Genomic DNA, 22,313 nt, shown 5'->3' with positions numbered 1-22,313 from the left:
GGGCGATGGTGGCCCCGACCTCAAACGCGGCATGGGTCGACTCGATCTGTTCGGTCACGGTGACCGGTACGGCGGGATTATCAGCCTTGCGTGGCAAGGATCCCGTGATGGCGACGCAGATGATGCAGGGATTTGTCATGGTCTATATATCCAAGAATACTGTTTCACCGTCCCCCTGAAGGCGGATGTCAAAGCGGAAATGTCCCGGCGCAACCTTGCGCGCCACCAAGGTCTGGCGCCGGTCAACATGTTCGATCAGGTTGATCACCGGGTCGGCACTGTTGTCCTCGTCCTCAAAATACATCCGCGTGTTCAGCCCGATGTTGAGGCCACGTGCCACAATCCAAAGACTGATATGGGGGGCCATGGGCAGGCCGTTGCGCCCCATCACAGACCCCGGCTTTATGGTGTCAAACCCCCACAGCCCGGTGTCGAAATCAGTGATGATCCGGCCCCAGCCGCGAAAGCCGGGTGCGCAATCAGCGTGGCGTGGGTCTTCTGGGTGCGGATGAATGCCTGCCGCATCAGCCTGCCATGCCTCTAGCAGCACATCCTTGACCGGTGCACCCGTGCCGTCGAGAACGATGCCCTCAACACGGATACGCTCGCCTGGCGCGTCAGGGCCCGCGATGTCCTGCCCCAGTTCTTGCCGGTAGATGTCGAAGCCCGCCGCACCCGGCGCAAGGCCGATGTGGACATATGGCCCGGCAGTCTGGGACGCGGATTCCTTGAGGTGATTCAATGGTTGCGGCATGTCAGTTCCCCTCCATCCGGTTTTCGAACATGGTAGAGCGGCGTCCGCGAAGCACGATGTCGAATTTGTAGGCCAGACAATCCAATGGGATGGCTGTGTTCATATCCAAAGGGGCAATCAACTGGTCAATCGCGCGTGGGTCGGGGATGGTGTTGACTATGGGGCATTTCGCGATCAGCGGGTCACCTTCAAAATACATCTGGGTGATCAGACGTTGGCTGAAGGCTGCGCCAAAGACCGACACATGGATATGCGCGGGCCGCCAGTTGTTCACCCAGTTGCGCCAAGGATAGGCACCGGGCTTGATCGTGCGAAAGAAATAGGAGCCGTTTTCATCAGTCATCGTGCGCCCGCAGCCACCAAAGTTGGGGTCAATGGGGGCAAGGTAGGTGTCTTTCTTGTGCCGATAGCGCCCGCCCGCATTGGCTTGCCAGACCTCTACCAGCGTTCCTGCCACGCCTCGCCCGTTTTCATCCAGCACCCGGCCATGCACGATGATCCGTTCGCCCACCGGATCGCCGGTCTTGGCGTAGTTCTTGATCAGATCGTTGTCGACCGGGCCAATGTCACTGTGGCCAAAGGTTGGGCCAGTGATTTCCGACATCGACCCTTGCAGTGATAACATGGCCAGACGAGGGCTGCGCGCAACGCTCGTCTTATAGTCAGGGGTCAGGGCGGGCGGTTGCCACAGGCGGTCGCGCTGATAATACTCGGCGGGTTTCATGTTTCCTCCTCTGCCATGGCGGCAAACGTGTCTTTGGCGATCTTGATTGCATGATTGGCGCGCGGAACACCGGCATAGATGGCCACATGCAGCAGCGCCTCCAGCACGTCGGTTTCAGTCGCTCCGGTGTTGGGGGTGGCGCGGATGTGCATGACAAGCTCATGGTCGTTGCCCAGCCCTGCCAAGAGCGCAATCGTCAGCATCGAGCGTTCCCGCAAACTGATAGTGTCGCGGCTCCAGACATGGCCCCATGCGGCATCAGTGATCAGCGCTTGAAACGGTGCGTCAAAGGCGGTTTTGGCGGCCTCGGCCCGGTTCACATGGGCATCACCCAAGACTCGGCGGCGGGTGGTCATCGCTTTGGCAGTCAGGTCAGTCATGAGCGTAAACTTTCAGAAAGGGCGCGACCAGGGCGGCCCATGCGGCGGGCGCCTCGACGGGTGGCAGATGGCCAGCACCAGAGATTTCATGGAAGGCCGCGCCGGGGATCAGATCAGCGGTCTGGCGCACCACATCGGAGGGCGACGCGCCATCGTCAGATCCTGCAATCACCAGTACGGGCAGGCGCAGCTCTGCCGTGGCTTCGCGCTGATCGGCCCCGAAAAGTGCTGCACAAGCTGCAACGTAGCCTTGCGCGGGGGTGCGCGTCAGCATCGCGCGCCACAGGGCAAGGTCCGGCATGGCGCGAAAGGCGGGGGCAAACCAACGCTCCATCACCGCATCGGCGATGCTGTCCAGACCGGATGCGTTCACCGCGCCAATCCGCGCCTGCCAACTGTCTGCCGTGCCCAGCTTGGCCGCGGTGTTCGACAGCACCAGCGCGCGCACCAAATCGGGGCGCTGATGTGCCACGACCTGGCCAATCAAACCGCCGATCGACAGCCCGACAAAAACCACGGGTCCGCGCGCAATCTGTTCGATCACCGCAATGGCATCTTCTGCATGCTCGGCAATGGTCGTGCCACCTCCCAGCACAGACAGCCCATGCCCGCGCTTGTCATACCGAATAAAGCGCAGGTTCTGCGGCAACAGCGGCAGCACCCGATCCCACAGGCGCAGATCGGTCCCAAGCGAGTTGGCAAACACCACTGCGGGGGCGGTATCTGGCCCGGTCACCTGCACATGCAAAGTGCCATTTGGCAGCGTCAATGCTTGCATTGGGTCTCCTCCTGTTCATAATTTATCAGACCCATAACTGCAGCGATAATGCAAAAGGAAGGATTATTGATAGCAATATGATTATGCATCCAGCAGTGAAGCTGCGCCACATCCGGGCGTTTCTTGATATTGCCGCCGATGGCACCCTGTCTTCCGTTGCCCGGCGGCAGGGCCTGACACAACCCGCACTGAGCCGCACACTGGCCGAGCTTGAAGACCTGCTGGGTGTAGCTCTTTTCCGGCGCGAACAGCGGCGGCTTATCCTGACCGAAGCGGGCTTCACCTTTCGCCATCATGCCAGCCTTGCGGTACAGGCGCTGGAGGCAGGGGCGGCCGCCTTGCAACCGGGCACGGCGCGGGGCGCCATTCGGGTTGGCATCCTGCCAACGGCGGCGACCCGGCTGTTTCCGCGCGTCGCTCTGCGCTTTCGCAGCGCCGAACCAGACACACTTTTGAAGATCGAAACTGGGCCACACCCATATCTGTTGGATCAGCTGCGAGACGGTCGCATTGACCTTATGATCGGCCGGATGCCGATTGCAGGTGATATGGCGGGCCTGACCTTCACCCATCTGTATGAGGAGGAAATTGTGCTGGTCGCCCGCGCAGGCCACCCTTTGGCTGGTCAGCCGTTGGCCTTGCTGCTGCAATCGGTGCCGTTGATCCTGCCACCCGAGGATGCGCTGATCCGGCGGTCGGTCAATGACTATCTGGCAACTCTGGGCCTGCCCGGACTGCGCCCCGCGATGGAGACCGTCGCGCTGGCCATCGGTCGCGGTATCTTGGCCGGGTCGGATGCGGTCTGGTTCATCTCGCGAGGGGTGGTGGCCGAAGAGTTGGATCGGGGTGACCTGATAGCACTGCCCACAGGGGTCAGGTTCCTGTCGGGGTCTGTGGGAATCACACAGCGGCAATCTGCCCAACCGATTCCGGGCGCAGACCTGCTGGTGCGGCTTTTGCACGAAACCCAGACACCCTAGGTCCGGGGCATGCCCGATGGCCGCGTGCTGCGCTTTTGTGCAGCGATGCGGAACGGGGCATTCGGCGCGCCATAGCCCAGATAATTGCCTTGCCGCTGCACGATTTCAAAGAAAAGCCCGTCAGGGCGCGACGCGGAATAAAGCTGAAAGAACTGGCCGCCCGCGTCTTCGTCATACAGCACATTCGCCGCCTTCATCCGGGCCACGAGTGCGGGATCAAGCCCGAACCGGGCCTCGACATCGTCATAGTAATTTGCGCCGATTTCCAGCACGGGAAAATCGCGGCTGGCCAGCTCTGCCGCCGTAGCAAAGATATCCGCGGTGCCAAACGCGATGTGCTGAACCGATGCGCCAAAGGTTTCCTCGACAAAGCGGCCTGCAAGCGTGCGGCGCGCTTCGGCCCCATTCAGGGTGACGCGCAGACCGCCCGACTGCACCGCCTGACTGCGCACGAGGCCGTCGGGATCGGCCACATCCACCATCGGGGCCTTGGTCGCGCCAAAGATCGATGTGTAATACAAGGCCCAGGACAGCATCTCATCATAGGCCATGGTCTGACCAAGGTGGTCGATCCCCGTCAACCCCGCACCCGGACCCGCAGCTTGGGTGCGAAAATCCACGTCCCAAATGCGGGCAAGGTCGGACCTTGGGTCCAGCAAACGGATCATGCTGCCGCCCACACCACGAATGGCGGGAATGTCCAGTTCCCCCGCGCGGACGGGTTGATCATGGTCTTGCGCCAGCAAAGCCAAAGCGCGGGTATGGGCTGCGCGCGCATCGGGCACCAGCAGCGCAACTTCGGACACAGTGGTGCCATGCGCGACATAGGACGTGCGCGAGAAGCCTTCGCCGTCGGTGTTGACCAGAATGTTGATTTCGCCCTGACGCCACAACTTTACCGGGCGTGACACATGCGTGCCCGTCTGTGCAAACCCGGTGGCAGATAGCAGGGATTCAAGTGCCGGGGCATCGGTGGCCGAGGTGGCGAATTCCAGAAACTCGATCCGCTGAACAGGGGCGGGGGCGGGAAAGGTCGGCAGGTCTACGGCCAGTGTCGGTTCGGTGCGGCGCACGCTGTCCATCAGCGAAATCAGGCTTCGGTGGCCGTCGGTCGCCACAAGGCGCGGCAGGCCGGCACGAAACTGATCGTTGAAAATCTCAAGACTGATCGGGCCAGCGTAGCCCGTCGCTGTGACCGCGCGCATGAAACCAGTGACGTCCAGATCACCCTCTCCCGGCATGTTGCGAAAGTGGCGCGACCTGTACAGTAAATCCATCTCAATGGCGGGCGCATCGGCCAGTTGCACAAAGAAAATCTTGTCGCCGGGAATGCGGCGGATTGTGTCGGGGTCGATCTTTCGGCCAAGGGTGTGAAAGCTGTCAAGGATCACCCCTACCTGGGCGTGATCGGCGCGGCGCACCACTTCCCATGCGTCGCGGTGATCGTTGACGTGGCGACCCCATGCCAGCGCCTCAAACCCCACACGCACACCATGTCTGGCCGCCAGATCGCCCAGATCGTGAAAATCCTGCGCCATGCGGTCAATGCCACCCATCGCAGCGGGATGCACGGAGGAGCAGACGAGCACCAGATCGGTGCCCAACTGGTTCATCAGATCAAATTTGCGCGCCGCACGGGCAAAGGCACGGCTGCGCAGCGGTTCGGGCAAGCCCTCAAAATCACGGAACGGCTGGAAAAGCGTGATGGTCAACCCGGCATCGCGCACCATTGCGCCCACCTCGGCGGGGGTGAAATCTGACGCGATGAAATCCTGTTCAAAGATTTCGATGCCGTCAAAGCCCGCTCCCGCGATGGCGGTCAGCTTTTCGGCAAACCCGCCCGAGATGGAAACGGTGGCGATCGAGGTTTTCATGACACGTCCTTTCCCTCAATCAGTTCGCGGCGCATCCGCGCCTCGTCCAGACCCAATCCGGTGAAGATGGCCCAGGCATCGACGCCTTGGCCAAAGAACAGCTCATATCCTGATATCAATTGCAGGCCTTCTGCGCCCGCATCTTGCAGGAATTGGGTATCAACAGGGGTGTAGACAGCATCAAATACCCATTCGGCGCCAGAAAGGTGCGGGCGCGGCAAAGGCGTGCCGTCATAGCCGACCATGCCCACGGGCGTGCAGTTGATAATTCCACTGACCCCTGCTGCCAAGGTCACGCAATCGGTGCCGGTTTGGGTGACAAGCCCCGGACTGGCGTCGGTCAACGCCTGTGCCAGCGCCTGCGCCTTTGGCAGATCGCGGTCGGCAATGCGGATGTCTGTCAGACCAAGCGCCACCAGCCCGAATGCTACCGCCTTACCCACCCCGCCCGCACCGATCATCAAGACTGGGCCGGGAGCGGCGTTGCCACGCACACGGCGGTAGGCGGCGATAAAGCCGGAATAATCAGTGTTGAACCCATGCGGCCCGCCCTCATCAAACACCACCGTGTTCACCGCCCCGATGCCCCGCACCAGGGGATCATCGACCGTCACCTTGGTGGCCGCACGCTCCTTGTAGGGATAGGTCACATTGACCCCGCGATAGCCGTTCTGCTTGACCCATTCAAACAGCGCATCGAACATCTGACCCCGCTCGGCCGGGACGAGCTGGTCATAGATCACCCGCCGCCCATTTTGCGCCCCGGCCAGACGATGCAGCCGGGGGGACTGCGATTTGGCGATATTGTCACCGATCAGGCCCAGTTGTATCGGATCGCTTGGTGGCAGATCGGGGTAAACGGGGTCTGTCATGCGGTCCTCTTGCGGAAAATCATTCCCCAAAGCGGGGTTTTGGATACGAAGATCAGGATCACAGAAACGAACAGCACCAAAGACAGCGGGCTGGCCAGCGTACCCTTTAGTAACATCCAAAGGCTTTCCTGATCCGAAATGATCGCACGGCGCCAGTTGTCGTCCAGCAGCCGCGACAGGATCACCCCAAGGATCACAGGGCCAAGCGGATAGCCATAGAGCTTCATAAAGTAGCCAAAGACTCCGAACCCCAGCATCCAATACACGTCGTTGACACTGTTGTTGACCGCATAGGCGCCCACGATGGACAAAAGCAGGATGGCCGGCAGCAAAACGGCGCGCGGCAATTCTACAATCTTCACGAACACGCGGATGCCGGTCAGGCCGAAGATGAGCATGAAGCAATTGGCCAGGGCCAGGGCCGATACGATGAACCAGAACATGTTTGGCTGATCCACCATAAGCATCGGGCCGGGGTTCAGGCCGTGGATGAACAGCGCGCCGATCATGATGGCCGTTACCGCATCGCCTGGAATCCCAAGCGTCAGCATCGGGATGAACGCTCCGCCAACGGCGGCGTTATTGGCGGTTTCCGGCGCGACCAGCCCTTCGATGGCGCCTTGGCCAAACGGCACCTCGGGGTTTTTGGTGACTCGGGTCGCGTGATCATAGGCGATCAGCGCCGCAATATCCCCGCCGGTTCCGGGCAAAGCACCGATCACTGTGCCGATGCTGGAGGTTTGCATTCCAAGTGGGATATGCTTTCGCACCTGTGACCATGATGGAATGATACTGCTTATCTTTTGCTTGACTGCCGCAGTGTTGACCGTGTGCAGTTGCATCAGCCCTTCAGAGATGCCAAACATGCCGATCATCACCGCCACGAAAGACACGCCGGACCGCAATCCACTGGTGCCAAAGGTAAAACGCTCGGTATAGGTCAGCGGGTCCATGCCCACAGCGCCGATGGCAATGCCAAGCGCGCCCGCGAAAATGCCTTTGACCAGACTGCCCTCGGACAATGACCCGACCAGCAGGATGCCCAGAACTGCAAGCATCATATAGTCGCGCGGTTGAAAGCTGATGGCAAAGTCTGCCAGCAGCGGGGCAAAGATTGCCAGCGCCAGGATGCCGATAAAGCCGCCCAAAAAAGATACGACGGTCACGATACCAATGGCTTCGCCCGCCAGACCCTTTTTCGCCATCGGAAAGCCATCCATCGCAGTGGCAATCGCCGAAGGCGCACCGGGAATGTTCAGCAAGATCGCCGTGCGCGACCCGCCATAGACCCCGCCCATATAGATGCCGATCATAAGGGCAATGGCAGGATACACCGCCCATGAAAAGGTAAAGGAAATGAGGATCGACACCGCCATGGTAACCGACAGCCCCGGAATAGCCCCGACATAGATACCCGCGAATGTGCCAAGGCCAATCAGGCCCAGCAGTTTCAGATCAAGGATCGGAATAAGCAGTGCGTTGATGACATCCATGTCAGTTACCCCGCGCCACAAACAACGACTTCACCCAAGCGATGACCTCGGCCTCGGGGACGATTCCGGGCGGCATCAGTACGGTAAAGACGATGCGGAACAACAGGTAGATGCCCGCGACCATCAGCAATGCCAGCAATGCAGACCGTGCCAGACTGTATTTGGCCAGATAGCGGATCAAACCAGTCAGAAACAGGAACGACGTCGGCAGAAAGCCCAAGGGTTTCAGCGCGAGCGCATAACCCGTGATCGCCAGAATGGTTACAATGACCGGCATCGGCAGAATGTCACGCTCCAGCTTTTCGGCGGTGATTTTGCTTTTGCGCAGGGTTTCCAGAAAGATCAGCCCGGTGCAAAGCAGCATGACCGCAGTTGTCACCATCGGAACGGCACCGGGGGCGGACAGGGCCTCGAACCCTGAAATCCCGTAGGCTGACCAAAGAAGGTAAAGACTGCCCAGAACCATGAGCAAGTTAAAAACCAGCTCTCCCGGTCGTCTTGGTTGCCCCAGTCCTTTTGGTTGCTTTGTCTGCATCGCTTTCCCCTCCCAGGGCAATTCTGCGGTGGGGTGGATCCTCCCGCCCCGGCGTCCACGAATAGAAACACCGCCCCGATTGTGAGGAAAGGGGGCGGTGTCGGATATTTTCAGTAGGAAAGATTATGGTTTGACGATGCCGAAGTCTTCTGGCGATGCCTTCGTCATGCCAGCCTCGTGAATCAGCCAAGAGGTTGTTGACTGCCATCCGGTCAGAAACTCCTCGGCCTCGGCACCCGCCAACGACAGCATCTTAAAGCCCCGCCCATCGATCAGGGCCACGAAATCGGGGTGCGTTGCAGCTTCGGCATAGGCGGCGGTCAGCTTGGCGACCACATCATCAGGCGTGCCATTTTTGACAAAGACCCCAAAGAACGGGCCCCAAGGCAGCATCTCGGCAAATTCAGGATTGGTTGACACGATGGTCGGCACATCAGGCAGTTGCGGTGACGGCTCAATATCGAACATCGCAAGCGGCTTCATCGTGCCGCCCCGGATGCCTTCGATCGCAGCACCCAGAACAGCAGGCATCACGTCAATGGCCTTTCCCTGCAACGCAGTCAGCGCAGGACCGTCACCGTCATAGGGCACAAAGGTCACGTCCAGCGGTGTTTTCGAATTGATCATCGCGGTCACAACCGACGGCAGGCCGCCCGGTCCGGTTGACCCGAACTTCACCGCTTTGGGGTTGGCGTTGATATAGGCCACCATCTCGGGGAAGGTGTTGAATGGCGCATCGACATTGGCCACCAGAATTGGCACGCCGCGCGCGATAATGTTGACCGGCACGAAGTCGCTGTAATCTTTGTCGCCCAGCCCCATAACCTTGTAGAGCAGCGGGTTTTCCGCGCCGAACAGGATCGAGTAGCCATCGGCCGCATCGTTGGCCACCTGGTTCAGGCCAATTGCCCCAACGCCGCCGGTGACGTTCTGCATCACGATGGTGCCGCCCAAAACAGCCTGGGCATGTGGCGTGATCGCGCGGGCGACCGTATCGGTCGATCCACCAGCACCCCATTGGATGATGCCTTTGATTTCTTTCGCGGGGTATTCGGCCAATGCGGGCACTACGCCCAGGCCCAGCGCCACAAGTGCACCGATAACGGATTTCATAAGCATGTCGGTTTCCTCCCTGACAGTATCGCCAGACCAGCAGATCGGCCCGGATGATGCTACTATCGCCCAACGAGACTATAACGGCAAATACCGATATATCCGTTATCGTAACATCATGTTATTTTTGGACCGGCGGATCCCACTGCCCGCGCGAGGCAGCTTCGGTCAGTTCATGGCGAAAGCGTTCGATGGTAAATTCAGCAAAACTGGACAGTTGGCGGCCGCGCTTTTGCACAACATAGGCAGTTATTTCGGCCTTTTCGGTAAGCGGCCTTCGGACAAGTCCGGGCATGTAAACTTCGGCCACAGAAAACTCGTCTATCGCTGCAACTCCCAAGCCGTGCCGCACAAGACTAACCATGGTTTGTGCGAATCGCCCACGGATCGCGTGATGCGGCGTCAGACCCGCCTCTCGGAACGGGCGCGCCAATGTATCGCCGTACGGATCGTCGGGGTCGACGCCGATGAAGGGAAACCGCATCAGATCATGCACCGAGACCGTGTCTTTTGCCGCAAGTTCGTGCCCCTCTGGCAGAATCGCCACAATACGTCCCTTGACCAGAGGGGTGGACTCGATCGCCGAGTTTTCAACAGGAGAAGACATGAAAACTGCCTCGCCCTGCTCTAGCAACAGATAGTCCAGCGTCTCTTCTATCTTGAGGATGTTCAGGTCAATCATCAGATCAGGAAAGCGCGCGCGGATGGAACGGATGGCGCGGGCCGCGATGAATTGCGCGATCGACGGGGCCGAGGCAAACGACAGCGCAAAGTTCTGCCCCTTTTGCACCGATGATACCGCCGCATTCAGATTCTCAACCTGATGATACACTTGGTTCAGCATTGCGAAAATCGCATGCGCTTCGGGTGCGGGCACAAAAACCCCGGCACGCCGCTCGAAAAGACGAAACCCTAGCCCATCCTCGGTGTGCTTGATCAAGCGACTGATACCGGGCGCCGAGACATGCAGCAAATTCGCTGCGCCCTGAATAGAGCCAGCGATCATCACCGCGCGCACCACTTCCATCTGCCTTAGGGTCAATTCTTTCATGCGACCAATGATAGCAAAGCCGGTGGAGCCGGAAAGCGAATTGATTCATAGCGCCATTCGCCATATTGGAATAGCATTCCAAAAAGAGAATCGTGATGACCGCAGCTGTAGACCGCACTTTCGCCGTTCTGGAACTCTTGTCGCGGTACCCAAAGGGTTTGTCCGTGCAAGCAGTCGCCCTGTCACTGGCCATCGTGCCATCGGCAACGCACAGGCTGCTGAATGATCTGGTGCGCCTGGGCTACGCCAGCCAAAGCGCGGACCAAGGCACCTACGCCCTGACGCTGCGCCTTGCCGCAACCGGGCTGTCGTGGCTGGGCCGATCTGGCATCCATGACGTGGCGCAGCCGGTGCTGGATACGCTTGCCCTGCAATCGGGCGAGCTGGTGCGGCTGTCGGTTGCGGATGGCGACCGGCTGATCTGGGTGGCGGTCGCACAAGGTGCGGTGTCGGGCCTGCGCTATGACCCTGCACGCGAACAAGGGCTGGCGGCATCCTTGGCCTATAGCGCCAGCGGCCGCGCATGGGCGGCCACGCTGCCCGAAGAACAGGCGCTGGCGCTGGTCGCGCAGCAGGGCCTGACGGCACCAGACGGCGCGGGCGCCGGTGCGGATCTGACGCTGCCACAGGTCCAGGACGTGCTGGCGCACACGCGCAGCACAGGTCATGCCGAGGCGGCGGATTGCTTTCTTGCCGGGATGGCGGCCGTTGCCGTCGCCCTGCAAAGCAACGGCGCATCCCCCGGCTGCCTGTCCATCGCAGGGCCCACCGCGCGCCTGACCCCGGCCCGTCGCGCCGCGCTGTTGCCCGGCCTGCGCAACGCAGCTGCCGAACTGATGGCGCTGGCACCCGCGTCCGGCTTGTTGCGGGGGCAGGCATGAAGTCTTCCAATTCAGCGGAGTGTGACCTGCTGATCATCGGGTCGGGGGCTGCGGGCCTATGCGCAGCCGTGACGGCGGCGCATCACGGTCTGAGGGTGATCGTGGCAGAAAAGGCCCCGGTTCTTGGCGGCACCACAGCGTGGTCAGGCGGTTGGATCTGGGCCCCCGGCAACCCGGTTTGCATGCGCGCCGGGGCCGACGATAGCCCAGAGGCTACCAAAACCTACCTGCGCGCCGCGCTTGGTGACCATTACGATCCGGCGCTGGTGCATGCCTTTCTGACCCAAGCCCCACAGATGGTCAGCTTTCTGGAAACCAACACCGCAGTAACCTTTGAACCCGGAAGCCATATTCCCGACACCTATGGCCAGTTGCCGGGCGCGGGCAGCGGCGGGCGGTCGGTGATTGCTGCGCCCTATGATGGCCGCGCCCTTGGACCAATGATCACCCTGTTGCGCCACCCCTTGCGCGAGACCACGTTCTGGGGCCTGACCATTCAGGCAGGCGCGGACCTTCGGGCCTTTATGACCATGACTCGCAGCCCGCGCACCCTTGCGTATGTCATACGCCGGATGACCCGCCATCTGTGGGATCTAGCCCGCTATGGCCGAGCCATGCAATTGCGCAACGGCAGCGCGCTGGTTGCGCGCCTGATCCGATCCGCTGCTGATCTGGGTGTAGAGTTCCGCCCGGACAGCCCCGCCCTTCGGCTGATCACACAGGGCGATGCGGTGGTGGGTGCGGTGCTTCAATGCGGCCCGAAACAGGTTGAGGTGCGCGCTACGCGCGGCGTCGTGCTGGCATCGGGTGGCTTTGCACATGATCCCACGCGCCGTGCTGCGCAGTTTCCCGCCAACGACACCCATGTCACGCTGGCCGTGCCGACCGCCACCGGAGACGGATTGCGCATGGCTGAAACCATCGGTGCCGCACTAGGCACCACCGCCAGCCCTGGTGCATGGTGTCCGGTGTCACTGGTGCACTGGCCTGATGGGCGTAAGGCCGCGTTTCCCCATATCATCGAGCGCGGCAAGCCGGGCATCATCGCGGTGCTGCCTAATGGCCAGCGCTTTTGTAACGAAGGCCTTGGCTACCATGATTTTGTGACCGCCCTTCTGGCCGCCACCCCGCCCGGCGATGTGCCGCAGGCGTGGCTGATCGCCTCCCGCCGGTTTCAGCGGCGCTATGGCCTTGGCATCTCGCGCCCGTTTCCGGTGCCACTCCGGCCATGGCTGCGGCGTGGCTATCTGAAATCAGGCAAAACACCCGAAGCGCTGGCCCTTGCCTGCGGCATTGATCCCGTTGGGCTGCGCACCACGCTTGACCATTGGAACCGCCATGCAGTGCAGGGATCAGACCCGCAGTTTCAACGCGGAAGCAGCCCTTACATGCGCCTGCAAGGCGACAGCACCGTCACGCCAAACCCCTGTGTTGCCCCGATTGACCAACCGCCCTTTGTTGCGGTCCGGGTCATTCCGGGCAGCTTTGGCACTTTTTCAGGTCTGCAAACCGATGCCTGCGCCCGTGTTCTGCGCGGCGACCAGCCTATTCCCGGCCTGTATGCGGCCGGCACGGATATGCGCAGTGTAATGGGCGGCCACTACCCCGCAGGCGGTATCAACCTTGGCCCTGCCCTGACCTTTGGATATGTCGCGGCCCTTCATGCCGCAGGCAAACTGGATACAACGCCATGACCATCTACAGCCTCGCCCACTTGACCGCGCTGGATCAATCGCCGCCGCAACTGGTTCGCTTGGCATCCCGGTTGGGCTATGACCGAGTTGGGCTGCGCCTGATACGCGTTACCGACACCAGCGAAGGCTATGCCCTGCACACTGATCCAGCCCTGCTGCGCCAGACCAGACAGGCGCTGGCTGATACCGGGGTATCGGTGAACGATATCGAGTTCGTCCGTCTGACCCCGGATTTTGACCCGCAGGCGCTGCGCGCCTTGCTTGAAACGGGTGCAGCACTTGGCGCCCGGCATGTGATTTGCGCGCCCTATGACCCGGACCTGAACCGGCTGGCCGCAAACCTTGCCGCATTTCAAGAGAATGCTTTGGGGTTTGGGCTGTCTTGTGTGCTTGAGTTCTTTCCCTGGACTGTTGTTCCCGACCTTGCCTCCGCCAACGGGGTGATCGATGCGACCGGGTCTACAAGTCTGGGCATCTTGCTGGACACCTTGCATTTCAACCGCTCAGGCAGCACCTTGGCCGAACTAGACAAAACGCCCCACCAACGGTTTCCCTTTGTCCACCTGGGCGACGCCCCTGTGCATCCGCCCTATTCAATGGAGGAGTTGCTGCATACCGGACGTGCCGAACGTCTGCCTCCCGGCGACGGCCAAATTGATCTTGCCGCAATCCTCAACCGCCTGCCCCGCGACACACCACTGTCACTGGAAGTGCCGATGACCGGCCTGCAAACCATGCGTGGCTCTGAAGCGGTTGCAGAGCTGGCAATCACAGCGGCAAAACGAGTGACGACAAACCTGCGCCGACATCCCGAGAGCTAGATCGGCACTTCGGATAGCGACGCGTTGCAAGAGGCTCTCTGCCGGGCATCTCCAGAAATGCACTAATTCAAGGCTAGCGCGCTTTACGGCTCTGATGATGTAACTGCCCCCCAACGGGTCCCCTTTGCCAAGGTGAGTCTGCGAAGGTCCACAAAGGAGAGGGGTTATGTCATCAGTGCCGCGTTTCGCACTGCATCGATGTCATGGGGCAGCGTGCGGGCGAAGCGCGCGATTTGGATAGGGTTCAACTCAATCGCGCAACCGGTCCATGTATCGAGCGTGTCGGCCTTGCTACCACGCGAAATACCCTCGACACCAACGACTTTGCGGGTGGAGCAGCTGGCGAAGGACAATGTTGTCGTTGGCCCGGATGTCCAATCAATGAGAAGCTATGCCAAAGATGTCATCGGATTATTTTGGATAAGAAAGTGGTGCCGCTGAAGGGACTCGAACCCCCGACCCCATCATTACGAATGATGTGCTCTACCAGCTGAGCTACAGCGGCACTTTCCTGTCGGCTTTCTTAGGCTGCCGCGATTTCGGCGTCAAGCCCGCCCATTTTCAAACGAAGGCACTACCGCACGGGCCGGGTTTTAATGGTTGCGGCGTCGCCTTGTTCGGTCAGTCAGGTCTTGGTGGCGTTAAAACCACATCTGCATCTTCGGCAACAACAGGGTCGGGCTCGATTGGCGGCGTCGGCGCAGGCTGGCCGACAATCAGCGGCAGTAGTTCTGTCCCGGTGGCGCTCGGGCCAGAGGTTTCGGGGGGTTCGCGCCAGCTGAGCGTATCAAATCCACCGCAATTCTCGCAGATCGGGTGCCATTGAGCATGGATGGCATGACATTTATCGCAGCACCATTGTGGCCCGCGCGGCGCTGTCAGCGCACGCGTCAGCCAGCCGCGCACGACCGAGTCGTCCTCGCCTTCGCCCCGCGCTATTGCCGCCATGATCGCCAAGGACCGCTGCGTCGGGTGGGTGATTACGGTATCGCCCAAGCTGCGGCGGGCTTCGGGGAAATCCTCGGCCGCCACATACAGTTCGGCCAGCAAAAGCCGCGTTTGCTCATTGTCGCGCTGCACGTCCGTCAGGGCCCTGAACCGTTTGATCCGTGCCGTTGGCGACTCCTCTGGCTCAATCTCGGCAAAGGCGGCTGCAAGATCGGGGTGCGGATGAACCGCCCACGCCTTTTTGAGCACTCGCGTAGCCCCTTTTCGGTCCCCCTTGGCGACCAGACTGCGGGCAGCCATGGCTGCCGCAGGGATCAGATCCGGCGACAAGCGGTTTGCCTCGATCGCTGCCTCTCTCGCCTCGATGCTGGCTGAATCGTCAAACACGGTTTTGGCCTCTTGCAGCGCAAGCACCGCATCGCGGCGACGGTAGACGTCGCGCGGTAGTTCGCCCGCTTTCAGCTTTGCGCCCAAGGTTTGGCGCGCACCTTTCCAATCGGCGTGATCTGCTTGCAGTTTCAGCAAGATATCCTGCGTTTCGGCATGGCGCGGCTTCATCGCGAAGGCCTTTTGCGCAAGCTTAAGCGCCATATCGGTATCGCCTTCAGCCAGCTTTTGCTTCATCAGTCCACGCACCCCGACAAAACGGGTTTTATCGTCTGCCAACAAACGCTTGTAGGCATCTGCCGCGCGCTTGGTATCGCCTGCGGCTTCTGCCGATTGCGCCATCAAAAGGTTGGTTAATTCGGGCTTTGCCAGATAGCGCTCGGCGCGCTGTGCCCGCGCCATTGCGACGCGGCCCTCACCCGATGCAAGGGCCAAGAAACCCTCGGTCAATGCCTGATAGCCTTTGCGCTCGCGGTTGCGGTCGAAGTAGCGCGAAATGGCCGTTTCGTCCCCGGCCAGAAAGCGCAACACGGCCACAACAAAGCTGATGATCTTGAACACGATCCAGAGCGCCAGAACCAGAAAAACGGAAAAAATGACCGCTTGCAGTGGGCCGAAGGTCAGCTCCCAACCGGACACCGTGATGCGAACGCCGCCACCGGTATCCAGCAAGACACCGGCACCATAGGTTAGCGCTGCAATGGAAAACACAAACAGAATGACTTTCAACAAGGTCCAAAGCATCTGTTTTTCCTATCCTTCCACTGCGGCAGACAAGGCGGCTGCTGCGGCAACAGCGTCCAGTCGTTTTTGGGCCATCTCTGACCAAGATGCCATTTCTGCCTGACCTTCGGGTGGCAAGCCCTGCAATTCAGCCAAAGCCTGCGCAAGTTCGCCTGACCTAACGGCGGCCTCGGCGCGCGACAGCACTGCGTCTGGGTCTGCGCCATCACGCGGGGTCAAAGATCGTGCGCCGGTCGTGGTTTGCAAGAATGTGGCAAGCCTGTCTGACCAGCCCTCGCCCATATCTGCGCGCAACGATGCCTCAAGTGCGGCACGCGCAGCGGGCGGAAAAGCGTCCTCCACCGCGGCACGTGATGGCACACCCGTTTCGGCAAGGTCGGCAAGAGCGGGCGGAACGGCAACACCCGGCATGTCGGCCAATGCGCCCGCAAAGGGTGCGCCGCTTTCAATCGCCGCTTGCACGCGGCCCAATGCGGCAGCGCTGACGGCCCTGCGTGCGGTGGCCTCGGCCTCCTCGCGCAGCGCGGCGGCCTGCGCCTCTGCTTCGGCAAGGCGTGCTTCGGTTTGTGCGGTTAGAGCTTCAAGCCCAGCATTTGCGTCGGCACCGGTTGCGCGCATTTCAGCTATCTCTGCCTGAAGCGCCCCTAGCGTTGCCAGCAAATCGGCTGATGGTTCGTCCGTTGATCCTGTTGGGCCACGGGCTTCAAGGTTTGTGATGCGCGTTTCAAGCGCGGTCAGTGCCTCGGTAAGGGGCTGCAAATCCAGCTCTGGGGTTGGCTCCTGAACGGACAAAGACTCCAGCGCTGTGACACGCTCGGCCAAGCTGGCATCGGGGGCGGGTGTCGCTTCAAGTGTGTTGATACGGTCCGTCAAGGCCTGAACCTCGGCCTGTGATGCATATGTCGGGGCGTCTGAAACGCCCATGCCCGGAAATGGCACGAAGATTGCCAATGCATAGCCCGCCGCTGCGGCGACAACACCACCCAAAGCCGTGCCCACAAAGCCACTGCCACTTTTGCTTTCCTGCGGTGGCGGAGCATTTGGTGGGGGCGTTAGAGCCGGCTCAGGCTCTGACACCGCATCAGGCTGGGTGCTTGGTGGTTCTTCGATAACCAATGGCGGCGGCGCGTCGGGATCAGGTTGCAATTCTGGCCGGGGCGGTTCTTCCATCGCAATGGGGTCAACAACTGGCGTTGCTTCAGCTTCCATCAGGTCAGAAGACTTGACCGCGTCCACTTCGCTCGTTGGCTTTGAAGGAGGGCGTTTGGCCATTTTTTACATTCCTGACTTTGAAAGCGGGCAGTGGCAACACGGGGTAACATGGATCGATATGATAGCTTGATCCTAATCCCGCAACTCTTGGTCCATCAAGCCGTGATGATAAAACGATCCAACACCAAGAACAGTTCCGCCAAAGATGGCGCTTCGGCTATGCCAAGACTTTGCGGCGGACATGCTACAAAAACCTCTGCAATCGCAGGGCTTAGTGCTGCGATGCGCAAGCGGTTGAAGACATTATTGCCGTCTGGCAGGTCCGACAGGGCGCGGCGAAATACCTCGGCGGTTCGGGGGGAGAACAGGGGCACGATCACTGGGCCTGCGCCTGAAGCGTCGACCGCCGACAAGATGGCGATGGCTTCGGGAGACAAAGCGACCGGCTCTTGCGCATAGACAACAGCATCTTTCGTCGGAAGGTTCGCGGCCGTCAGGCGGGCTGCAAGGTCACCCCGCGCTTCGCGGCCACGCAAATGCAGGAAGGGCGCGTGGTCTGCCTGGCCCTGCAAAAGCCGAAACAGTTGGTCAGCGTCTCCCGAGGCTGAATACGCTTCAAATCCTGCTGTGCGGGCCACTTCGGCTGTACGGTCGCCAACACAATACGCGCGCCTTGGCAGCGCGGGGAAACCAGCAGCGGCGCGCGCGCCGGTTTCAGACGTAAGAATAACGGCACCAAAGGGCGCGTCGGGGATTTTCGGTTTCAGGAATACTGGCGACAACAGGGGCGACAGGATCGGCACTGCTTGATCGCCGTAGCGGTTTTGCAAGGCGTGGGCAAAACGGCTGGCCTGCGGCTCTGGCCGGGTGATCAAGACAGGAAGGGCGCGGGATTGCGGGGCCATTCCCTTGATGTTACCTGCACTAGACCCTTGGCGCAACGGCGGACCATGCAAACACGTCTGACCTTCCTTGGCATCGAATCAAGCTGCGACGATTCCGCAGCCTCAGTGGTGCGCGCTGGCGACAGGGCCGAAATCCTGTCCTCGGTTGTCGAAGGTCAGGTCAGCCTGCATGCGACCTTTGGCGGAGTTGTGCCAGAAATTGCCGCCCGTGCCCATGCCGAACGGCTGGATGCCTGCGTTGAACGCGCGATGGCAGAAGCCGGGGTTCGGTTCGCCGATCTGGATGGCATTGCGGTGACGGCCGGGCCGGGGCTTATCGGCGGGGTTTTGTCTGGGGTCATGCTGGCCAAAGGGCTGGCGGCAGGCACGGGGTTGCCGCTGGTCGGGGTCAATCATCTGGCGGGCCACGCGCTGACTCCCCGTTTGACCGATGGACTCGGCTTTCCATACCTCATGCTTCTGGTTTCGGGCGGGCACTGCCAGTTTCTGATCGTTGATGGCCCTGACGCATTCCGCCGGATTGGGGGCACAATCGACGACGCGCCCGGCGAGGCTTTTGACAAGACCGCAAAGCTGCTTGGCCTGCCGCAACCCGGCGGTCCGGCGGTTGAGGCAGAGGCCGCATTGGGCGATGTCACCCGGTTTGTATTTCCACGCCCGTTGCTGGACAGGCCCGGCTGCGACATGTCGTTCTCGGGTCTGAAAACGGCGCTGCTTCGGGCCCGCGATGCTGTGATCGCAGAAAAGGGCGGCTTGACCCGTGCCGATCGTCGCGACTTGTGTGCCGGGTTTCAGTCGGCCGTCGCCTCGGTTCTATATGAGAAAACGCGCCGCGCGCTTGCGCTTTATCTGGCCGAAAATCCTGCCATTCCTGCCTTTGCTGTGGCGGGTGGCGTTGCCGCAAATGGCCCGCTTCGCGCAGCGTTAGAGGCTGTTTGCGCCGCACATTCGGTGCAATTTCTGGCGCCACCGCTGCGACTTTGCACCGATAACGCTGCCATGATCGCCTTTGCCGGGATCGAACGGTTCCGGCTTGGTCAGCGTGATGATGCCACCCTGTCAGCACGCCCGCGCTGGCCTTTGGATCAGACCGCCCCGGCGATGATCGGATCTGGCAAGAAAGGGGCAAAGGCATGACAGCATCTATCGGCATTATCGGCGCTGGGGCTTTTGGTGCCGCTTTGGCAATCGCTCTGGCCAGACAGGGACGGGATGTCAGGCTTTGGGCGCGCGATGCGGCCTTGGTCGACCAGATGGCGCAAACCCGAACTGTGCGCCGTTTGCCTGAGGCTGTGTTGCCCAAAAACGTCTCTATTACTGCGGATTTGGCGGCACTTTCAGACAGCCGCACCATATTGTTGTCCGTGCCAATGCAGGCACTTGGGGCGTTTCTTGCGCAACACAGCGCCGTGCTGACCGACCAAAGGCTTGTTGCGTGCTGCAAGGGCATGGATCTGACAACACGCCAAGGACCGACCGCGCTGATCGCGCAGGCCTTCCCGGATGCCACGCCCATGATCCTGACAGGCCCAAGCTTTGCCGCCGATATTGCCAAAGGTCAGGCGACAGCGCTGACGCTGGCCTGTGCAGATGACGTTGCCCGCAAGCAGACACAGGAGGACCTATCCGGGCAAATCCTGCGCATTTATCGCAATACGGATGTCATCGGTGCCGAACTTGGGGGGGCGTTGAAGAACGTCATCGCCATTGCAGCCGGGATCGTGGTCGGTGCTGGTTTGGGGGAAAGCGCGCGCGCGGCGCTGATGACCCGTGGCTTTGCCGAAATGGTGCGCTTTGCAACGCGACTGGGGGCAAAACCGGAAACCCTCATGGGGCTGTCTGGGTTTGGTGATCTGGTGCTGACCTGCACCTCGGATCAATCGCGTAACTTTCGGCACGGGCTGGCGCTTGGGCGCGGTGAAAGCCCGGATGCCACCCAGACCGTCGAAGGCGTTGCAACTGCGCAAGCCATACTGCAACGCGCAATGCAGCTTGGCGTGCCCGATGAAATTCCGGTCACTGCGATGGTTACTCGGGTCACGACCGGGCAGATCGCAGTTTATGATGCCATTCACGCCCTGATGTCCCGCCCCCTGAAAGAGGAATAGCCCATGCGCGCCGCCCTGATCTGCATTGATAAGCCCAACCATCTGCAAACCCGCATCGACAACCGCGCGGCCCACCTGGACCATATCCAATCCAGCGGCATCGTTGAAATGGCAGGGCCCTTTCTGGATGCCGAGGGCGGAATGATCGGCAGTCTGGTGATCCTGACCGTCGAGTCGATGGCGCAAGCGCAGGATTGGGCCGACGCAGACCCATATGCCAAAGCTGGGCTGTTCGAAAGCGTGGCCATCCGTGAGTGGAAAAAGGTGGTTGGATGAATTACTGGCTGTTCAAGTCTGAACCCGACGCTTGGAGCTGGGACCAGCAGGTTGCTCGTGGTGATGCGGGCGAAGAATGGACAGGGGTCAGGAACTATCAGGCGCGCAACAACATGCGCGCAATGAAGGTCGGCGACCGTGGGTTTTTCTATCACTCCAACATCGGCAAAGAGGTTGTTGGCGTGGTTGAGGTTGTTCGCGAATCTGCACCCGACACCACGACGGATGACCCACGATGGGATTGTGTGGTCATCAAGGCGCTTTTTCCGGTCAAAACCCCCGTTTCACTTGATGATTGCAAAGCCGCGCCAGACTTGCAGGACATGGCACTGGTCAAAACCTCACGTCTGTCTGTTCAGCCGGTGAGCGTAGCAGAATGGGCTGTCATTTGCCGCATGGCGGGCATCGAGGCGGGGTGAAGGTCTATGCGAACGCGGCGGGCGCTTGCCATCCAAGTCGGGAATGGGGGCGTTCCGTGTTATAGTCTTTGCGCTAGGCGGCCAGCGTGACACGTGCGTGGTTCAAGGACGGGAACAAGGTCTCGTTCAAAAGCTCATCGCGCAGGCGACCGTTGAAGCTTTCGATGAAGGCATTCTGGGTCGACTTACCGGGGGCGATGTAGTGCCAGTCAAACTTGTGATCACCCACGAACTTCAGGATCGCATTTGAGGTGAACTCGGTCCCATTGTCGCTGACGATCGTCTGGGGCTTGCCGCGGGCGTCAAACAGCGTCGCCAGTTCACGCGCCACTCGTGCGCCCGATAGCGAAGTGTCGGCGATGAGTGCGAGGCATTCGGGGGTGCAGTCATCGACCACGGTCAGGATCCTGAACCGGCGGCCATCCGTCAACTGGTCCGACACAAAATTCAGTGACCAACGCTGGTTTGGCAGCAGCGGCAGCACCATCGGGGGCCGTGTTCCCATCGCACGTTTGCGCCCCCCGCGACGGCGCACATGCAGCCGACGATAGCCGAACCGACATCGGGCTTTGGCCAGTTCTTTCAATCGTTCCCGCAACACAGGGTCATCCTGGTGGACAACTTCATAGCGCAACCATGTATTACCCGGCAGGCGATGCGTGCATCGCCGAGATGGCGATTTGTGGAAGTGCGGACGCGCGAGCAGGTCGATCTGCAGGCGCTGCACCGCATCCGCGACCGGCTCGTAGGGCAAAGAACAACGCTGATGAACCAAGCGCGCGCGTTCTGCATTGAATATGGGTTGGCGATGCGGGTCGGTGCTGGCGGCTTCCATGCCGGTATCCGGAGGCATCTGGCCAACAAGGAGAACGATCTGATATCGACAATGCGGGGGCTGCTGGATGACCTCGGCTACATCGACGGTCGCATCGGGGCGCTTGGCCCGACTGCGCTTGTCGCCGCAACGGGCGACAGTTCCGCAAGGCTCGTGATCTGGCCGCGTGGTTGGGGCTGGTGCCTGCAGAGCATTCGACCGGGGGCAAGCAGACCCTTCTGGGCATCAGCAAACGCGGTAAGTCACGCGCAAAAAAGCGGGACTGTATCCCGCGCCACCAATCTGGAACCCGAGGGGCGGATCTCATCAAGGCCTTGTCGCCAAAAGCGGCTGACTGATCAGAGGCCGGATACATTTACGCAAGCCGGTGCGTCATTCACGAAAACCCTGCAATAGCGGGGCGGACCATACATTTTTCCTAAGAGGTCTTTCAGCGCGGCATTATCGAGCATGGCATCAGCAAGAAGCCGTTTCAGACGGGCGTTCTCGTCCTAAAGGCCTTTAAGTTGTTTCGCCTCGCTGACGCCGT

23 protein-coding genes, 1 tRNA gene and 3 pseudogenes are annotated in these 22,313 nt (G+C 60.7%); 9 read left to right on the top strand and 18 right to left on the bottom strand.

Features of this window, described 5'->3' with window-relative positions:
- The 5 genes from Q8K08_RS06270 to pcaD form a co-directional block, all read right to left on the bottom strand.
- A partial coding sequence (locus tag Q8K08_RS06270; protein ID WP_305248797.1) for a 3-keto-5-aminohexanoate cleavage protein occupies positions 1–139 on the bottom strand: 139 nt, incomplete at its 3' end.
- A 3-nt stretch (positions 140–142) separates the two neighbouring features.
- Positions 143–754, bottom strand: a complete 612-nt coding sequence (gene pcaG / locus Q8K08_RS06265) for a protocatechuate 3,4-dioxygenase subunit alpha (RefSeq protein ID WP_305249533.1) — start codon at positions 752–754, stop codon at positions 143–145.
- A gap of 1 nt (position 755) precedes the next feature.
- Positions 756–1,478, bottom strand: a complete 723-nt coding sequence (pcaH, locus tag Q8K08_RS06260) for a protocatechuate 3,4-dioxygenase subunit beta (protein WP_304802341.1) — start codon at positions 1,476–1,478, stop codon at positions 756–758.
- Positions 1,475–1,858, bottom strand: coding sequence for a 4-carboxymuconolactone decarboxylase (gene pcaC / locus Q8K08_RS06255; protein ID WP_304802343.1), 384 nt, complete (start codon positions 1,856–1,858; stop codon positions 1,475–1,477). Before pcaC ends, pcaH begins: the two co-directional genes overlap by 4 nt.
- Positions 1,851–2,636: a 3-oxoadipate enol-lactonase gene (pcaD, locus tag Q8K08_RS06250; protein ID WP_304802346.1), complete on the bottom strand. Its 786-nt coding sequence runs from the start codon at positions 2,634–2,636 to the stop codon at positions 1,851–1,853. The genes pcaC and pcaD overlap by 8 nt, the downstream gene beginning before the upstream one ends.
- Positions 2,637–2,719: 83 nt before the next feature.
- Between pcaD and Q8K08_RS06245 the strand changes: the two genes are divergently transcribed.
- Positions 2,720–3,616 carry a LysR substrate-binding domain-containing protein gene (locus tag Q8K08_RS06245; RefSeq protein WP_305249532.1) on the top strand — a complete coding sequence of 299 codons (897 nt, stop codon included), beginning with the start codon at positions 2,720–2,722 and terminating at the stop codon, positions 3,614–3,616.
- Here Q8K08_RS06245 and Q8K08_RS06240 read toward each other — a convergent pair.
- The 6 genes from Q8K08_RS06240 to Q8K08_RS06215 all read right to left on the bottom strand — a co-directional run bounded on the left by Q8K08_RS06240 (position 3,613) and on the right by Q8K08_RS06215 (position 10,554).
- Positions 3,613–5,490, bottom strand: a complete 1,878-nt coding sequence (locus Q8K08_RS06240; RefSeq protein ID WP_305249531.1) for a bifunctional sugar phosphate isomerase/epimerase/4-hydroxyphenylpyruvate dioxygenase family protein — start codon at positions 5,488–5,490, stop codon at positions 3,613–3,615. The genes Q8K08_RS06245 and Q8K08_RS06240 overlap by 4 nt on opposite strands.
- The gene (locus tag Q8K08_RS06235; RefSeq protein ID WP_305249530.1) at positions 5,487–6,362 is read right to left on the bottom strand and encodes a shikimate dehydrogenase; all 876 of its coding nucleotides are present in this window, start codon (positions 6,360–6,362) and stop codon (positions 5,487–5,489) included. Before Q8K08_RS06235 ends, Q8K08_RS06240 begins: the two co-directional genes overlap by 4 nt.
- Positions 6,359–7,855, bottom strand: coding sequence for a tripartite tricarboxylate transporter permease (locus Q8K08_RS06230; protein ID WP_304802354.1), 1,497 nt, complete (start codon positions 7,853–7,855; stop codon positions 6,359–6,361). Before Q8K08_RS06230 ends, Q8K08_RS06235 begins: the two co-directional genes overlap by 4 nt.
- 1 nt (position 7,856) lies before the next feature.
- The gene (locus Q8K08_RS06225; RefSeq protein ID WP_305249529.1) at positions 7,857–8,390 is read right to left on the bottom strand and encodes a tripartite tricarboxylate transporter TctB family protein; all 534 of its coding nucleotides are present in this window, start codon (positions 8,388–8,390) and stop codon (positions 7,857–7,859) included.
- A 123-nt stretch (positions 8,391–8,513) separates the two neighbouring features.
- The gene (locus tag Q8K08_RS06220; RefSeq protein WP_304799753.1) at positions 8,514–9,509 is read right to left on the bottom strand and encodes a tripartite tricarboxylate transporter substrate binding protein; all 996 of its coding nucleotides are present in this window, start codon (positions 9,507–9,509) and stop codon (positions 8,514–8,516) included.
- A gap of 115 nt (positions 9,510–9,624) precedes the next feature.
- Positions 9,625–10,554, bottom strand: coding sequence for a LysR family transcriptional regulator (locus Q8K08_RS06215; protein ID WP_304799755.1), 930 nt, complete (start codon positions 10,552–10,554; stop codon positions 9,625–9,627).
- Between the two features lie 95 nt (positions 10,555–10,649).
- Between Q8K08_RS06215 and Q8K08_RS06210 the strand changes: the two genes are divergently transcribed.
- The 3 genes from Q8K08_RS06210 to Q8K08_RS06200 are packed head-to-tail and all read left to right on the top strand — an operon-like array spanning position 10,650 to position 13,950.
- Positions 10,650–11,435, top strand: a complete 786-nt coding sequence (locus tag Q8K08_RS06210; protein WP_305249528.1) for an IclR family transcriptional regulator — start codon at positions 10,650–10,652, stop codon at positions 11,433–11,435.
- Positions 11,432–13,129 (top strand): FAD-dependent oxidoreductase, encoded by a 1,698-nt coding sequence (locus tag Q8K08_RS06205; protein ID WP_305249527.1) that lies wholly within the window; start codon positions 11,432–11,434, stop codon positions 13,127–13,129. The genes Q8K08_RS06210 and Q8K08_RS06205 overlap by 4 nt, the downstream gene beginning before the upstream one ends.
- Entirely contained in the window at positions 13,126–13,950 is an 825-nt protein-coding gene (locus Q8K08_RS06200; RefSeq protein ID WP_305249525.1) for a sugar phosphate isomerase/epimerase, read from the top strand. Before Q8K08_RS06205 ends, Q8K08_RS06200 begins: the two co-directional genes overlap by 4 nt.
- A gap of 164 nt (positions 13,951–14,114) precedes the next feature.
- Here the strand turns inward: Q8K08_RS06200 and Q8K08_RS06195 are convergent, their stop codons facing one another.
- From Q8K08_RS06195 to Q8K08_RS06175, 5 genes are all read right to left on the bottom strand, one after another.
- Entirely contained in the window at positions 14,115–14,303 is a 189-nt protein-coding gene (locus Q8K08_RS06195; RefSeq protein ID WP_305249524.1) for a hypothetical protein, read from the bottom strand.
- 76 nt (positions 14,304–14,379) lie between these two features.
- Positions 14,380–14,455: transfer RNA gene (locus tag Q8K08_RS06190), tRNA-Thr, on the bottom strand.
- A 116-nt stretch (positions 14,456–14,571) separates the two neighbouring features.
- The gene (locus tag Q8K08_RS06185) at positions 14,572–16,029 is read right to left on the bottom strand and encodes a heme biosynthesis protein HemY (protein ID WP_305249523.1); all 1,458 of its coding nucleotides are present in this window, start codon (positions 16,027–16,029) and stop codon (positions 14,572–14,574) included.
- A 9-nt stretch (positions 16,030–16,038) separates the two neighbouring features.
- Positions 16,039–17,301 (bottom strand): COG4223 family protein, encoded by a 1,263-nt coding sequence (locus tag Q8K08_RS06180; RefSeq protein WP_305249522.1) that lies wholly within the window; start codon positions 17,299–17,301, stop codon positions 16,039–16,041.
- 95 nt (positions 17,302–17,396) lie between these two features.
- A complete protein-coding gene (locus Q8K08_RS06175; protein ID WP_304799767.1) occupies positions 17,397–18,146 on the bottom strand; it encodes a uroporphyrinogen-III synthase in 750 nt (249 codons plus the stop codon).
- A 45-nt stretch (positions 18,147–18,191) separates the two neighbouring features.
- Between Q8K08_RS06175 and tsaD the strand changes: the two genes are divergently transcribed.
- Genes tsaD through Q8K08_RS06155 form a run of 4 tightly spaced genes read left to right on the top strand, consistent with a single transcriptional unit; the run spans position 18,192 to position 20,949 of the window.
- Positions 18,192–19,283, top strand: a complete 1,092-nt coding sequence (gene tsaD / locus Q8K08_RS06170) for a tRNA (adenosine(37)-N6)-threonylcarbamoyltransferase complex transferase subunit TsaD (RefSeq protein ID WP_304799770.1) — start codon at positions 18,192–18,194, stop codon at positions 19,281–19,283.
- Complete coding sequence (locus tag Q8K08_RS06165; RefSeq protein ID WP_305249521.1) at positions 19,280–20,254, top strand: NAD(P)H-dependent glycerol-3-phosphate dehydrogenase; 975 nt, start codon at positions 19,280–19,282, stop codon at positions 20,252–20,254. The genes tsaD and Q8K08_RS06165 overlap by 4 nt, the downstream gene beginning before the upstream one ends.
- Before the next feature lie 3 nt (positions 20,255–20,257).
- Entirely contained in the window at positions 20,258–20,530 is a 273-nt protein-coding gene (locus Q8K08_RS06160) for a YciI family protein (RefSeq protein ID WP_304799775.1), read from the top strand.
- Positions 20,527–20,949 carry an EVE domain-containing protein gene (locus Q8K08_RS06155; RefSeq protein ID WP_304799777.1) on the top strand — a complete coding sequence of 141 codons (423 nt, stop codon included), beginning with the start codon at positions 20,527–20,529 and terminating at the stop codon, positions 20,947–20,949. The genes Q8K08_RS06160 and Q8K08_RS06155 overlap by 4 nt, the downstream gene beginning before the upstream one ends.
- A 4-nt stretch (positions 20,950–20,953) precedes the next feature.
- Here Q8K08_RS06155 and Q8K08_RS06150 read toward each other — a convergent pair.
- Positions 20,954–21,559, bottom strand: a pseudogene (locus tag Q8K08_RS06150) (integrase core domain-containing protein); the annotation flags it as partial.
- Positions 21,560–21,616: 57 nt separating this feature from the next.
- Between Q8K08_RS06150 and Q8K08_RS21950 the strand changes: the two are divergent.
- Positions 21,617–22,023, top strand: a pseudogene (locus Q8K08_RS21950) (transposase); the annotation flags it as partial.
- A 159-nt stretch (positions 22,024–22,182) separates the two neighbouring features.
- Here the strand turns inward: Q8K08_RS21950 and Q8K08_RS06140 are convergent.
- Positions 22,183–22,313: pseudogene (locus Q8K08_RS06140) on the bottom strand (IS3 family transposase); the annotation flags it as partial.

This window comes from Pseudotabrizicola sp. (genome assembly GCF_030684215.1).
GTDB lineage: Bacteria > Pseudomonadota > Alphaproteobacteria > Rhodobacterales > Rhodobacteraceae > Pseudotabrizicola.
The sequence above is the reverse complement of the archived record's forward strand: the minus strand, read 5'-3'. Positions and strand labels throughout refer to the sequence as shown.

Coding starts and splice junctions, on each gene's coding strand:
- pcaG (WP_305249533.1), bottom strand. CDS start 754: ATGCCGCAACCATTGAATCACCTCAAGGAATCCGCGTCCCAGACTGCC.
- pcaH (WP_304802341.1), bottom strand. CDS start 1,478: ATGAAACCCGCCGAGTATTATCAGCGCGACCGCCTGTGGCAACCGCCC.
- pcaC (WP_304802343.1), bottom strand. CDS start 1,858: ATGACTGACCTGACTGCCAAAGCGATGACCACCCGCCGCCGAGTCTTG.
- pcaD (WP_304802346.1), bottom strand. CDS start 2,636: ATGCAAGCATTGACGCTGCCAAATGGCACTTTGCATGTGCAGGTGACC.
- Q8K08_RS06245 (WP_305249532.1), top strand. CDS start 2,720: ATGCATCCAGCAGTGAAGCTGCGCCACATCCGGGCGTTTCTTGATATT.
- Q8K08_RS06240 (WP_305249531.1), bottom strand. CDS start 5,490: ATGAAAACCTCGATCGCCACCGTTTCCATCTCGGGCGGGTTTGCCGAA.
- Q8K08_RS06235 (WP_305249530.1), bottom strand. CDS start 6,362: ATGACAGACCCCGTTTACCCCGATCTGCCACCAAGCGATCCGATACAA.
- Q8K08_RS06230 (WP_304802354.1), bottom strand. CDS start 7,855: ATGGATGTCATCAACGCACTGCTTATTCCGATCCTTGATCTGAAACTG.
- Q8K08_RS06225 (WP_305249529.1), bottom strand. CDS start 8,390: ATGCAGACAAAGCAACCAAAAGGACTGGGGCAACCAAGACGACCGGGA.
- Q8K08_RS06220 (WP_304799753.1), bottom strand. CDS start 9,509: ATGCTTATGAAATCCGTTATCGGTGCACTTGTGGCGCTGGGCCTGGGC.
- Q8K08_RS06215 (WP_304799755.1), bottom strand. CDS start 10,554: ATGAAAGAATTGACCCTAAGGCAGATGGAAGTGGTGCGCGCGGTGATG.
- Q8K08_RS06210 (WP_305249528.1), top strand. CDS start 10,650: ATGACCGCAGCTGTAGACCGCACTTTCGCCGTTCTGGAACTCTTGTCG.
- Q8K08_RS06205 (WP_305249527.1), top strand. CDS start 11,432: ATGAAGTCTTCCAATTCAGCGGAGTGTGACCTGCTGATCATCGGGTCG.
- Q8K08_RS06200 (WP_305249525.1), top strand. CDS start 13,126: ATGACCATCTACAGCCTCGCCCACTTGACCGCGCTGGATCAATCGCCG.
- Q8K08_RS06185 (WP_305249523.1), bottom strand. CDS start 16,029: ATGCTTTGGACCTTGTTGAAAGTCATTCTGTTTGTGTTTTCCATTGCA.
- Q8K08_RS06180 (WP_305249522.1), bottom strand. CDS start 17,301: ATGGCCAAACGCCCTCCTTCAAAGCCAACGAGCGAAGTGGACGCGGTC.
- Q8K08_RS06175 (WP_304799767.1), bottom strand. CDS start 18,146: ATGGCCCCGCAATCCCGCGCCCTTCCTGTCTTGATCACCCGGCCAGAG.
- tsaD (WP_304799770.1), top strand. CDS start 18,192: ATGCAAACACGTCTGACCTTCCTTGGCATCGAATCAAGCTGCGACGAT.
- Q8K08_RS06165 (WP_305249521.1), top strand. CDS start 19,280: ATGACAGCATCTATCGGCATTATCGGCGCTGGGGCTTTTGGTGCCGCT.
- Q8K08_RS06160 (WP_304799775.1), top strand. CDS start 20,258: ATGCGCGCCGCCCTGATCTGCATTGATAAGCCCAACCATCTGCAAACC.
- Q8K08_RS06155 (WP_304799777.1), top strand. CDS start 20,527: ATGAATTACTGGCTGTTCAAGTCTGAACCCGACGCTTGGAGCTGGGAC.